Raw genomic sequence first — 12,342 nt, 5'->3', positions numbered from 1 at the left:
ACAGCAGCCGTGCGTCGGCTGCTGTTTGGTTTTCTGAGAAAGTGGTGGAGAGCCCGAGGTGAGGCCTTTGGCGGTTTGTATGCGTGGTTCGCTGTTGTCTTTGATATCGCCCGCGGGCCGGCTTCTGCTCGGAGCGTCGCTGCTAGCCGGCGGTCTTCTTTGGAACGTGCCGGCGGCAGGGGCCGTCGAGCCGGGTCCTTTGCTCGCCTTTGCGGCACGGATCGCAGGTGACGATGCACGCACGCGCGTCGTCGTCGAGTTCGATCGCAAACCGGAATTCTCCCTGCATTATGTCGCCGATCCCGTTCGTGTCGTGGTCGACCTGCCGGAAACGGCCTTCGGCCTGAAGGCGGACAGCCTTGAACCGCGCGGCCTGTTCGATGCGATCCGCTACGGCGGCATGGGCGCGGGCAGCTCCCGCATCGTTCTTTCGGCAAAAGGCCCGGTCGCGGTCACCCATGCGGAAGTTGTCGCGGAAGAGGGGGGCAAGGGCTACCGCCTCGTGCTCGATGCCGAGCGCGTCGACCAGGCGCGCTTCGATGCGCTTCTCGGTGAACAGCAATGGACCGGATCGGTTGCCGCCACCAAGACCGACAGGCCGGTTGCCGTCGCCCCCACGAGGGAAGGCGGGCCGTTCATCATCGCGATTGATGCGGGCCATGGCGGCATCGATACCGGCGCGCTCGCCGGCGAAACGAAGACGGAAGAAAAGCACGTTACGCTCGCCTTCGCGAAGGATCTCGTCGAGGCCCTGAACAAGGGCGCCGGGATCGAGGCTTTTCTCACCCGCGACAAGGACGTCTTCCTCTCGCTTCCCCAGCGCGTGCAGATCGCCCGCAACAAGGGCGCCCATCTCTTCATTTCGCTTCATGCGGACGCTCTGCGCCAGAAGGACATCCGCGGCGCGACGGTCTATACCATCTCCGACAAGGCCTCCGACCATCTGGCCGCAAGCCTTGCCGCGCGCGAAAACTTGTCCGACGAAATCGCCGGCGTGCCGCTTCAGAGCGAGCCGGCGGAAGTGGCCGACATCCTGATCGATCTGACGCGCCGCGAAACGCAGGCCTTCTCCGTCAACATGGCGCGCGCCGTCGTTTCGTCATTCGAGGGCCAGATCAATCTCATCAACAATCCGCACCGTTTCGCCGGCTTCCGCGTGCTGCAAGCGCCGGACGTACCCTCGATCCTGCTTGAACTGGGCTTCCTGTCGAACAAGGAGGACGAAAAGCTGCTGCTCGACCCGGAATGGCGCAAGAAGGTTTCCGAGCGTCTCGCGGTCGCCGTGCAGCGCTACCGCGAGCAGGCCGTCGCCAGCGGCGGCTGACGTTTGAAGGCAGGTCCGGGAACGAAGTGATTTGTGTCGCCCCGGTAACAGCGCTATGCTTTTCAACGGGATGCGCACGGGATTATCGCATAACAGCCCTATTTTACGCACAATCCGGGACCTAACCGGAATTGCGCCCGGATTTGTTGAGAAACGAGTTGAAGCCCGGAGTTCCCCGCCATATGAGGAGCCGGGTTGGCGGGACGCTGCGACGCCAGACGATTTCGCGTGAAAGAGTTTGGTCGGGCCGCTGCCATAAAAGCCGGCAGGACAGAGCATGGACTGTCAGTCGGGCGGTTCGGCAATTGGACGATAATTAAGGTACCGGTATCTGACTGATGATCAGGCTGATTGGATATTTTTTCGGGATTGGCGCGTTTCTGCTGCTGGGTGTGGCCGGAGCCGTGGCGCTCTATCTTGGTGTCGTCACCAAGGACCTGCCGGACTACGAGGTGCTGGCGAAATATTCGCCACCGGTGACCACGCGCTTCCACGCCGGCAACGGCGCGCTGATGGCGGAATACGCCCGCGAACGGCGCCTCTATCTGCCGATCCAGGCCATCCCGGATCGCGTCAAGGCAGCCTTCATCTCGGCGGAAGACAAGAATTTCTATCAGCATCCGGGCGTTGACATCACCGGTCTCGCGCGCGCCATCGCGGTAAACCTGCAGAACTTCGGCTCCGGCCGCCGTCCGGTCGGTGCCTCGACGATCACACAGCAGGTGGCCAAGAACTTCCTGCTTTCGTCCGACCAGACGATCGACCGCAAGGTCAAGGAAGCGATCCTGTCCTTCCGTATCGAGCAGGCCTACAGCAAGGACCGCATTCTCGAGCTCTATCTCAACGAGATCTTCTTCGGTCTGAACTCTTACGGCATCGCCGGCGCCGCGCTGACCTATTTCGATAAGTCGGTGACCGAACTGACCATTGCCGAGACTGCCTATCTTGCAGCGCTTCCGAAAGGCCCGGCCAATTACCATCCGTTCCGCAAGACCGCGGCAGCGCTCGAGCGTCGCGACTGGGTGATCGATCGCATGGTCGAAAACGGCTATGTCACCAAGGCCGATGGCGAAGAGGCCAAGAAGCAGCCGCTCGGCGTCAATCCGCGCCGCGGCGGCGCCCATCTCTTTGCATCCGACTTCTTCGCCGAAGAAGTCCGTCGTCAGATCATCCAGAAGTACGGCGACAACGCGCTTTATGAAGGCGGCCTGTCGGTCCGCACGTCGCTTGACCCGCGTCTCCAGACCGCGGCACGCAAGGCTCTTCAGACCGGCCTCTTGACCTATGACGAGCGTCGCGGCTTCCACGGCCCAGTCAAGTCGATCGAGATCGGCGGCGACTGGGGCGAGCCGCTCGGCGCGGTCGTCGCCTTCAGCGACGTGCCCGAATGGAAGCTCGCCGTCGTACTTTCCGTCGATGGCCAGGGCGCCGAGATCGGCATCCAGCCGGAGAAGGAAGCTTCGGGCAAGATCGTCGCCGAGCGTGTCACCGGACACATCTCCGCCAAGAACATGCAGTGGGCCTATCGCTCCGCTAGCGGCGACCGCAAGTCGGCGAAATCGCCTGAAGGCGTCTTCGGCGCCGGCGACGTGATCTATGTCGAGCCGCTCGCCGAAAAGGGCGAATACCGTCTGCGCCAGCCGCCGAAGGTGCAAGGTGGCCTTGTCGCCATGGACCCGCAGACCGGCCGCGTGCTGGCGATGGTCGGCGGCTTCTCCTATGGCCAGTCCGAATTCAACCGCGCGACCCAGGCGATGCGCCAGCCGGGCTCGTCGTTCAAGCCCTTCGTCTACGCAGCCGCACTCGACAACGGTTATACCCCGGCGTCGGTTATCCTCGACGCGCCGATCGAGATTGTCGCCGGCGGCCAGGTCTGGCGTCCGGAAAACTACGGCGGCGGCTCCGCCGGCCCGTCGACGCTGCGCCTCGGCATCGAGAAGTCGCGTAACCTGATGACCGTTCGCCTCGCCAACGACATGGGCATGAACCTTGTTGCCGAATATGCCGAGCGCTTCGGCATCTACGACAAGATGCCGCCGCTCCTCGCTATGTCGCTGGGTTCGGGTGAAACCACCGTCCTGCGCATGGTTTCGGCCTATTCGGTTCTCGCCAATGGCGGCAAGCAGATCAAGCCGTCGTTGATCGACCGCATTCAGGACCGCTACGGCAAGACGATTTTCCGTCACGAGGACCGTACCTGCGACAACTGCAACGCCGGCGATTGGCAGAACCAGGAAGAGCCTGTTCTGACCGACAACCGCGAGCAGGTGCTCGACCCGATGACCTCCTACCAGATCACGTCGATGATGGAGGGCGTGGTGCTGCGTGGCACGGCCGCCGGCAAGATCAAGCTCGATCGTCCGGTTGCCGGCAAGACCGGTACCACCAATGACGAAAAGGATGCCTGGTTCGTCGGCTATACGCCCGATATGGTCGCCGGCCTCTATCTCGGCTTCGACAACCCGGCCCCGCTTGGCCGCGGCGCGACCGGTGGTAGCCTCGCCGTGCCGATCTTCAACGACTTCATGACCGAAGCGGTGAAGGGCACGCGCCCGAGCAAGTTCGTCGTGCCCGAGGGCATGAGCATGGTCGCCGTCAACCGCAAGACCGGCATGGCCGCCCAAGAGGGCGAGCCGGACACGATCATCGAGGCCTTCAAGCCCGGCACCGGTCCGGCCGACACCTTCTCGGTCATCGGCGGTCTCGACCAGTACGTGCCGCCGGAAGAGATCCTCAAGAATTCGCCACAGGCGAACCAGGCAGTGACCTCCGGTTCCAACGGCCTGTTCTAGTCCTTATACCCGTCACGCGATGCCCGCCGCCTTTACATCAGCGGCGGGCATCGCTATTTGACGCTCACTTTCCTATCGGTTCACAAGAAGCAGGATCATGCGCAGCGAAATCGAGAATATTGTCGACGAAATCAAGCAGGCCATAAGCCTGCTGAGGAGGCATCTTTGACTGGGATCAGGCGGTAAGACGACTGGACTGGTTGAACAACAAGGCGGAAGATCCGACCCTGTGGAACGATGCTGCGGAAGCGCAGAAGCTGATGCGCGAGCGTCAGCAACTCGACGACGGCATCAATGGCCTTCGTCGTTTCGAGCAGCAGCTCAACGACAACATCGAACTCATCGAGCTCGGTGAGGAAGAGGGCGACGCAGCGATCATCGCCGATGCCGAACAGGCGCTGCGCGAACTTCAGGCTGAAGCGGCCAAGAAGCAAGTCGAGGCCATGCTCTCGGGCGAGGCCGACCAGAACGACACCTATCTCGAAGTGCATTCGGGTGCCGGCGGCACCGAGAGCCAGGACTGGGCCAACATGCTTCTGCGCATGTATACCCGCTGGTCCGAGCGCCAGGGATACAAGGTCGAGCTGATGGAAATCCAGGACGGCGAAGAAGCTGGCATCAAGTCCGCGACGTTGCTCGTCAAGGGCCACAATGCCTATGGCTGGCTGAAGACCGAATCGGGCGTACACCGCCTCGTTCGTATTTCGCCCTATGACAGCAATGCCCGCCGTCACACCTCGTTCTCCTCGATCTGGGTTTACCCGGTCGTCGACGATTCGATCCAGATCGACATCAACGAGAGCGACTGCCGCATCGACACCTACCGTTCGTCGGGCGCCGGCGGCCAGCACGTCAACACCACCGACTCGGCCGTGCGCATCACGCACATCCCGTCGGGCATCGTCGTGCAGTGCCAGCAGGAGCGCTCGCAGCACAAGAACCGGGCGAAGGCCTGGGACATGCTGCGCGCCCGTCTCTACGAAGCGGAACTGAAGAAGCGGGAAGATGCCGCAAACGCCGAAGCCGCGTCGAAGACCGACATCGGCTGGGGCCACCAGATCCGCTCCTACGTCCTGCAGCCTTACCAGCTGGTCAAGGACCTGCGCACCGGCGTCGAAAGCACGGCACCGGGCGACGTTCTCGATGGTGAACTCAACGAGTTCATGGAAGCAGCGCTTGCACACCGCGTCGCCGGTGGCGCGGATGCCGTCGTGGATGATTTGAACTAGGGCTGACAGCGGTCTGCCGAACTGAAATTGAAGAGGGCCGGATGTTCGCATCCGGCCCTTTCTTTTGCTCAGTTGGAAGCGCGCTCGATCTTGATGTCGCCGAGATCATCGATGAGCACGGTCCAGCTCTCAGGTTCTCTCACCGACGGGTCGGTCTTCAGATAGACGGTCGCAAACATGCCGGGCTGCGCGGTGACGCCGGTCGATGTCTCCGGACGGATGTCGGTGACATAGGCCTTGAGTGCGGAGAATTCTTCGAGTTCCGCCGACGATATCACCACGGGGCCGGCCGAGGTCGCTTCCACCTGCTGCAGATGGACTTGGGCGGTTCCGTCCGCCTGGCGCAGCGCGATCAGCTTGTAGTAGCCGCGCCGGGCGTCGCCCGGCTTCTCGGCGGCGGCGTTCGGGTCGAGTGACGACAGCGGCTCTCCGCTTTCCTCCCAGTAGCCAGTGCTGGTCACGAAGGTCGCCTCAGGCGGAACGATGTTGGCATCCTGAGCCTTGGCGCCGGTGCTGCTAAAAAACAGGAACAGCGCGAGGAGGGCGGATCTGTGCATTGGGTCGTCGTCCTTAAGGCGGCGGCTCGGTTGCCGTTTGCTGCGGGCGTCGGAGACCTGGCCGGCAGGATGATACCATAGGTCGCGCGGAGAACGTGCGCTCAGTTCGAAAATTGCTCGGCCAGGATGCGGTCCGACCAGGAATGATCGGGATCCGAAAGGATACGCGCCGTCATGTTTTCCGATTCGGCGATCTTCACCCTGACCACCGACTTTACTTCCTGATGGTCCGCCACGGCGTTCACCGGCCGCTTGTCGGCCTCGAGTATTTCGATCTCGACCGTGACATGGTTCGGCAGGAGCGCACCACGCCAGCGGCGCGGGCGAAAGGCGCTGACCGGGGTCATCGCCAGGAGCGGGGCCTCGAGCGGCAGGATCGGTCCGTGGGCGGAGAGATTGTAGGCGGTGGAGCCGGCAGGGGTGGCGACCAGCAGCCCGTCGCAGGTCAACTCCTCCAGCCGTGTCTTGCCGTCGATCAGCACGCGAAGCTTTGCTGCCTGGTAGGATTGGCGGAAGAGGTAGACCTCGTTGATCGCAAGTGCCGTGAAGCTCTCGCCATAGACGTCGGTCGTCTGCATCTCCAGCGGATGAAAAGCGTTCTCGACCGCCTGGCAGATCCGGTCCGTCAGGTTCTCGGTGCTGTAGCGGTTCATCAGGAACCCGACCGAGCCACGGTTCATGCCATAGACCAGCTTGCCGCTATTCATTGTCTGGTGCAGCGTCTGCAGCATGAAGCCGTCGCCGCCAAGCGCGACGATCACATCGGCCTTCGACGGATCATGGTCGCCATAGATCGCCTTGAGATCAGCCGCAGCCTTTTGTGCCTCTTCCGCGGACGAGGCGAGAAAGGCGAAGGAAGTGAACGTTCGGGCCATGAAATTCTAGTCCGCTCGATATGTTATGCGCCGCCAGCGGCAATCTTTCTCCATTGTTTCTGGCATGGCCCGGAACCGAACGCATCTGAAAAATTGGGAGAATTCGCAATTTTGCTTTACACCACATGAGATTATGGTAACTCCCACCAAAGCAAGTGCCCTTATAGCTCAGTTGGTAGAGCGGCTGATTTGTAATCAGTAGGTCGGGAGTTCGAGTCTCTCTGGGGGCACCACTTCATTTCTTCCCCATCGTTTTTCCGATTTTTTGGCGGCTACCGTGCCGGAATCTGATTGTTCGGGGCGTTGCTGCGGATACACCGTCGACGCAAAGCGAGCCGTCAGTCACGCATCGCAAAGATGGCCATGAACACAGGCGTGCCGATCACAACGCCGACAATCGAAAACAGCGGTCCATAGATCAGCGCGCTCAGCGGTATGCCGGCGACGCATGCCGCAATGCCATCCTCCAGGCAGTTGTACGGCCCGCCCTCGAGTATGTCGTAGACCGGCAAGAACAGCCCGGCGACGATCAGGCTGACAAGGAATGCCAGGACGGCGGAGACGAGCAGTCTTCCAAGAGTTCTCATACTCCTGAACTATAGGGAATCAGTGGTTTCGGCCACCGCCGATTGTTCCTCCCGTTTTTGATAAGCGGCAGACGAGCATTCCTCGGCTGGCTCTCTTGGAAAGGTCCTGATCATCGAACACGTTCTTTCAGCAGCGACCAAAGCCAGCTTCGCCAAACCCGCAGCGCTGGCGCCGATCGGATGGGCGTGCGTTCTGCTGTGCGGTGTCATCGTTTGGAGCCCTGCCAACGCGCAGGAGGGATCCGAATGGGCGGAGATGAGTTCCGGCGCGACGCAAGTTTCCGGCTTGGGGTCAGTCCGGTACTCCGTGGGATACAGCAACATCGGCTATGACCACTTTCGCTCGGAGATCGTGGTGGAGTGGCATGACGGCGCTAAGCGGACGCAGACGATCTACGAAGGCATCTATGACAAGCCGCCTGCAAAGGTCTGGGGTGTTCAAGGCCATCTTTGCGTTTCGATGCAAGCTTGCGCCCGGCATGAGGACGCCTGCACGGCGCAGGTGATCGCCTACCGGTACGACGCCGGCGCCAGATCCTTTGCCGAGCTTGAAAACGGCGAGCAGTGCAGCCGATGACATGCGGCACCGACTTCAAGCGAATCTCCGTGACAGTTCAGTTTCGGCTCATGGATTACGGAGGAGAATATGCCGGTGATCGGCTTGGGTATCGGAGCGGTCTTCGTTCCGGTTTCTGATATCGAGCTGGCGAAGGCGTGGTATGCGCGCCTGCTTCAGGTCGAGCCGCCCGAGACCACGCATGGCCATCTCGCCGTGTTTCCAAGGAGTGGCGGCGCGCGGCTCGTTCTCGATGCCCGAATCTTCGTGCCGGGCGAGCGACGGGATGCGCCGCTTTTTCACTTCGACACGGAAGACGTGGCGGCCGCAGCCAGCCATGCACAGGCCCTCGGCGTCGAGATCGTGACGCCGGTGCAGTCCGAGCAATGGTTCACGATCCGCGATCCCGACGGCAATGTGCTGATGATCTGCCGGTGCTGATCGGCAAGCCGCACTGCTGCGGCATCAGATGTCGAAGGACGGCCCCATGCGCACCGGAACCTCGCGGCATTTCTGCAGGGCGTTGAGCAGGTTCTCGGCGAGATAGTCGATCAACGCCCTTGTCGCCGGCAACATGCCCTGGCGGGACGGGAAGACGAGGTGCACGACGACGTCGTTCGACGTCCATTCCGGCAGCACCGGCGCAAGCACGCCGGCGCGGAAGGCGCGCTCGCAGATATGGTCGGGCAAGAGGGCGACCCCCATACCTTCGATCGCGGCGCGTTCGAGAATCAGGAAGTCGCTGCAGCCGATGATCGGGCGGTGGGTGATTTCCGTCGTGTTGCCGTCGATCGAAACCAGCCGCCAGACGTCGGTCGGGTGCTGTTCGTTCATCGACAGCGTCGCCTGCTGGCTGAGGTTCTCGATCGTGATCTCGCCCGAGCGGGCAAGGAAGGTGGGGCTGGCGGCAAGCCGCTCGCGCACCTCGCCGAACTTGCGGATGATCAGCTGGTTGTCCGTATCGAGCTGGCCGCGGGCGCGCAGCGCCACGTCGACCCGCTCCTCGATCAGGTCGATGCGACGGTTGGTGGCTGTAATCAGCAGCCGGACGCCGGGGTAGCGGCGGTGAAACGCTGGCAGGATATCGGCAAGCATCGGGGTGAAGCCGAGCGGGCAGGCGAGGCGGACCGTGCCCGAAGGTTCGGCGCGCACGGCGGCGATCTCCGCTTCGGCGGCAGCCACCCCGTCGAGAAGGCTCTGGCAATGCTCGTAGAACACCCGGCCGATGTCGGTGACACGCAGCTTGCGGGTCGAGCGCTCAAGCAGCCGCACACCGAGCTGCTCCTCCAGTCGAGCCACGTGTTTGCTGAGCTTGGATTTGGGTATATTGAGGTCCCGTGCCGCAGCACTGAAGCCGTTGTTTCGCACGACGGCGGCAAAAAGCCCGAGGTCGTTCAGATCCTGCATTGTCCTGTCTCCGAAGTGCGGATGATGCATATGATTGTTTCCGTCTGGAAACAGTATGTCAAATATCCGCTGGCTTATCGGGTCATTGTTTTCCCCTCATATGTGGATCACCGCAACGTAAACACAAAGGTGTTCCCATGAACGTTCTTCATATCGACTCCGGTATCCTTGGCGACCACTCGGTTTCCCGCCGTCTGACGGCCGCCCTTGCCGCCCAGGTCAAGGCTGATCGCCCGGATGCCCAGGTGACCTACCGCGATCTCGCTGGCAGCTCGCTGCCGCATCTGACCGGCGCCCAGATCATGGCTCCGGCCGACCTCGAAGGCGTCGACGCCGGCCTTGCTGCGGACGTCAAGCTCGGCCGCGACATGCTGGAAGAATTCCTGGCCGCCGACACCGTCATCATCGGCGCGCCTATGTACAACTTCGGCATTCCGAGCCAGCTGAAGGTCTGGATCGACCGCATCGCCGTCTCCGGCAAGACCTTCCGCTACACTGAGAACGGTCCGGAAGGCCTCGCCAAGGGCAAGAAGGTCATCGTCGCCTCCACCCGTGGCGGCCATTACTCCGCCGGCCCGGCGGCCGTCATGGATCACCAGGAATCCTACCTGAAGACGGTCTTCGGCTTCCTTGGCATTACCGATGTCGAGTTCGTTCGCGCCGAAGGCCTGAACCTCAGCGCCGACTCCAAGCAGTTTGCGATCGCCGAGGCTGAAAAGACCATCTCCGAAGGCAACGTGCTTCGCCTGGCGAGCTAAGAACCAAGTTCAGCGGATCACCGAGGTGATCCGGTGGGAGGGGCGTATGCCCCGCGTGCGGACGGTGCCGGTTGCGCAAGCAGCCGGCATTGTCCGTTTTCGAATATCGATATCTGCTTTATAATGCCCTCATGATGGACGGGCGGACGGTCCTTTGGAGCATGACCGCTGCGGTGGCCTTCTTGTTCGCCGCCGAAGCCACGATGGCTGCGCCGCCGGATCATGGCTGCACCTGCCGCAACCGAGACGGCTCCAAATACGAGCTAGGGCAGGTCGCCTGCCTGCGCGTCGATGGCAGCGCCTATCTCGCGCGCTGCGAGATGAACCTCAACGTCACCACCTGGAAGAAATTGCGTGAAGGCTGCCCGACGGCCGGCATGAGCACGCCCAGTCGCCTTGCGCTGCAATCCGTCGGTTTGTGACGGGTCGGCGCGGCTTGCCGTCCTCTTTCCTGCTCTTTCGAAATCGCACGGCATCACGCTCCGCAATCCTACCGGTGCGAAGATATCCACAGGCGCTATTTCACGTTAAAGCCACGGCTTTGGAGCCGTTGCGGATGATGTGGCCGCCGGCGCCGTAACGCCGAGGCGGCCAGGAGCGTCCGGCGATGTCAGCGCTTCAGATACTGGCGTGCCGCATACATGGCGATCGCCGCTGCGTTAGATACGTTCAGCGACTTGATCGCGCCGGGCATGTCGAGCCGGGCAAGGTCGTTGACGATCGAGCGGGTCTTCTGCCGGAGCCCCTTGCCCTCGGAGCCGAGAACGAGCGCGATCTTCTCGCCGCTGAACGTTCCTTCCAGCGGCTGCGGTCCTTCCGAATCAAGGCCGATCGTCTGGAAGCCCAGTCGATGCAGTTCCTCGATGGCATCACCAAGGTTGGTGATCTGGATATAGGGGATCATTTCCAGCGCACCGGAGGCGGATTTGGCGAGCACGCCCGATTCGGTCGGGCTGTGGCGCATGGTGGTGATCAGCGCGCCGGCATCGAAAGCCACGGCCGAGCGCATGACGGCGCCGACATTGTGCGGATCGGTTACCTGGTCGAGCACGAGGATCAGCGGGCAGTCGCGTAGCGCCTCGAGCCGGCGATGCGGCAGCGGACGCGTTTCGAGCATCACGCCCTGGTGGATCGCGTCGGGACCGAGAATCTTGTCGAGATCCTGTGGCGTCACCGTTTCGACCGGGAAGGGCAGGGCCGAAAGCTCCCCGAGTTCCAGCCTTGCGGCGGCGTTCTGGGTCACGCTGAGGCCAATGATCTGGCGCGCCGGATTGTCCAGCGCGGCGCGAACCGTGTGCAGGCCGTAAAGCAGCACTTGCTCTGGGGCGAGCTGCGGCGCTTTCCAGTCGGCCGGCGCCTTGCGGCGCCAGTCCTCTTTCGGGGTTGGAATTTCGCCACGCTCGCGCTTGGCATCGCGGTGCGCGCGCCTGAGGTTTGCGTAATGGGTGTCCTTGGCGCTCTTGTCGCCGGTGCGATCTTTGCTCATTGGCGTCTTATAGAGGGCTTGCCTGTCCGGCGAAATGGTTTTCCGCGCTGGGGGTAATTTTGCGGCTGTGGAGAAAATCGGATTTTTTGCACCGAGCCGTGTTGACAGGACGAAACGAGGCAGTCATATACCCGGCCACAGATCGAGAGCGGCACCGACAAGTCGCTGGTTGTCTCACGATCTCAAATGCTTGGTCGAAAGATCCCGACAGAATAATGGAGGGATGCCCGAGTGGTTAAAGGGGACGGACTGTAAATCCGTTGGCTCAGCCTACGTTGGTTCAAATCCAACTCCCTCCACCATTCTGCTTCTGGATCGAAGGCCCGCGGGTATAGCTCAATGGTAGAGCAGCAGCCTTCCAAGCTGAATACGCGGGTTCGATTCCCGCTACCCGCTCCAATAGCGGTGTCCTCCTTCCTTTCAGATTAATGTAGCGAATAAACATTCGCCGCTAAGCGCTTGAATGTTCTGCAACCGCAGCGATTCGCGGCGCGATGATGCCCAATCTTGTACCGGCGTTGCGCGCTTCTTATATATCGCCAGGAAGAGGCCGTCGGCGGCCGGTCCGGGCGCGCGCAATTAAGTCTTGCGCAAATCCCCTGAAACCCTTAAACGGCTCCACAAACCGGCCCTGCCGGCTGATCATTATTCATACTTGACCACAGGAAACGTACCCATGGCAAAGAGCAAATTTGAGCGCAACAAGCCGCACGTTAACATTGGCACGATTGGCCACGTTGACCATGGCAAGACGTCGCTGACCGCAGCGAT

The 12,342-nt window shown here is 61.8% G+C and carries 13 protein-coding genes and 3 tRNA genes; 11 read left to right on the top strand and 5 right to left on the bottom strand.

Going from position 1 to position 12,342, the window contains the following annotated elements:
- Window positions 1-79 precede the first annotated feature (79 nt).
- From M2267_RS14385 to prfB, 3 genes are all read left to right on the top strand, one after another.
- Complete coding sequence (locus M2267_RS14385; protein ID WP_429115130.1) at window positions 80-1,324, top strand: N-acetylmuramoyl-L-alanine amidase; 1,245 nt, start codon at window positions 80-82, stop codon at window positions 1,322-1,324.
- Window positions 1,325-1,662: 338 nt separating this feature from the next.
- Window positions 1,663-4,116 (top strand): penicillin-binding protein 1A, encoded by a 2,454-nt coding sequence (locus tag M2267_RS14380; protein WP_043614161.1) that lies wholly within the window; start codon window positions 1,663-1,665, stop codon window positions 4,114-4,116.
- A gap of 97 nt (window positions 4,117-4,213) precedes the next feature.
- Window positions 4,214-5,345, top strand: a protein-coding gene (prfB, locus tag M2267_RS14375; protein WP_156134014.1) for a peptide chain release factor 2 whose coding sequence is annotated in 2 segments (ribosomal slippage) — window positions 4,214-4,282 and window positions 4,284-5,345 — 1,131 coding nt in all. Because the reading frame shifts where the segments join, the coding sequence is not laid out codon by codon here.
- A gap of 68 nt (window positions 5,346-5,413) precedes the next feature.
- Here the strand turns inward: prfB and M2267_RS14370 are convergent.
- Window positions 5,414-5,902: a hypothetical protein gene (locus M2267_RS14370; protein WP_043614167.1), complete on the bottom strand. Its 489-nt coding sequence runs from the start codon at window positions 5,900-5,902 to the stop codon at window positions 5,414-5,416.
- A 101-nt stretch (window positions 5,903-6,003) separates the two neighbouring features.
- Window positions 6,004-6,777 (bottom strand): NAD kinase, encoded by a 774-nt coding sequence (locus M2267_RS14365; RefSeq protein WP_429115129.1) that lies wholly within the window; start codon window positions 6,775-6,777, stop codon window positions 6,004-6,006.
- A gap of 157 nt (window positions 6,778-6,934) precedes the next feature.
- Between M2267_RS14365 and M2267_RS14360 the strand changes: the two genes are divergently transcribed.
- Window positions 6,935-7,010 (top strand) — tRNA-Thr (locus M2267_RS14360).
- Window positions 7,011-7,115: 105 nt separating this feature from the next.
- Here M2267_RS14360 and M2267_RS14355 read toward each other — a convergent pair.
- Window positions 7,116-7,364, bottom strand: a complete 249-nt coding sequence (locus tag M2267_RS14355; protein WP_429115128.1) for a hypothetical protein — start codon at window positions 7,362-7,364, stop codon at window positions 7,116-7,118.
- Between the two features lie 256 nt (window positions 7,365-7,620).
- Here M2267_RS14355 and M2267_RS14350 point away from each other — a divergent pair, with 256 nt between their 5' ends.
- Window positions 7,621-7,941 carry a hypothetical protein gene (locus M2267_RS14350; RefSeq protein WP_429115127.1) on the top strand — a complete coding sequence of 107 codons (321 nt, stop codon included), beginning with the start codon at window positions 7,621-7,623 and terminating at the stop codon, window positions 7,939-7,941.
- Between the two features lie 69 nt (window positions 7,942-8,010).
- On the top strand, window positions 8,011-8,361 hold the full coding sequence (locus tag M2267_RS14345; RefSeq protein WP_429115126.1) for a VOC family protein: 351 nt from the start codon (window positions 8,011-8,013) through the stop codon (window positions 8,359-8,361).
- 24 nt (window positions 8,362-8,385) lie between these two features.
- On the opposite strand, the gene M2267_RS14340 is transcribed toward M2267_RS14345, so the two are convergent.
- Complete coding sequence (locus M2267_RS14340; RefSeq protein ID WP_192447229.1) at window positions 8,386-9,327, bottom strand: LysR family transcriptional regulator; 942 nt, start codon at window positions 9,325-9,327, stop codon at window positions 8,386-8,388.
- Window positions 9,328-9,464: 137 nt separating this feature from the next.
- Between M2267_RS14340 and M2267_RS14335 the strand changes: the two genes are divergently transcribed.
- Window positions 9,465-10,085: an FMN-dependent NADH-azoreductase gene (locus M2267_RS14335; protein WP_205239094.1), complete on the top strand. Its 621-nt coding sequence runs from the start codon at window positions 9,465-9,467 to the stop codon at window positions 10,083-10,085.
- A 131-nt stretch (window positions 10,086-10,216) separates the two neighbouring features.
- Window positions 10,217-10,507 (top strand): hypothetical protein, encoded by a 291-nt coding sequence (locus M2267_RS14330; protein WP_429115462.1) that lies wholly within the window; start codon window positions 10,217-10,219, stop codon window positions 10,505-10,507.
- Between the two features lie 188 nt (window positions 10,508-10,695).
- Here the strand turns inward: M2267_RS14330 and M2267_RS14325 are convergent, their stop codons facing one another.
- The gene (locus M2267_RS14325; protein ID WP_429115125.1) at window positions 10,696-11,571 is read right to left on the bottom strand and encodes a TrmH family RNA methyltransferase; all 876 of its coding nucleotides are present in this window, start codon (window positions 11,569-11,571) and stop codon (window positions 10,696-10,698) included.
- Window positions 11,572-11,788: 217 nt separating this feature from the next.
- Here M2267_RS14325 and M2267_RS14320 point away from each other — a divergent pair.
- The 3 genes from M2267_RS14320 to M2267_RS14310 all read left to right on the top strand — a co-directional run.
- Window positions 11,789-11,873, top strand: a tRNA-Tyr gene (locus M2267_RS14320).
- A 23-nt stretch (window positions 11,874-11,896) separates the two neighbouring features.
- Window positions 11,897-11,970, top strand: a tRNA-Gly gene (locus M2267_RS14315).
- 277 nt (window positions 11,971-12,247) lie between these two features.
- A partial coding sequence (locus tag M2267_RS14310; RefSeq protein ID WP_018010120.1) for a GTP-binding protein occupies window positions 12,248-12,342 on the top strand: 95 nt, incomplete at its 3' end.

Origin of the sequence: Ensifer sp. KUDG1 (assembly GCF_050434285.1) — a bacterium.
GTDB lineage: Bacteria > Pseudomonadota > Alphaproteobacteria > Rhizobiales > Rhizobiaceae > Ensifer.
The sequence above is the reverse complement of the archived record's forward strand: the minus strand, read 5'-3'. Positions and strand labels throughout refer to the sequence as shown.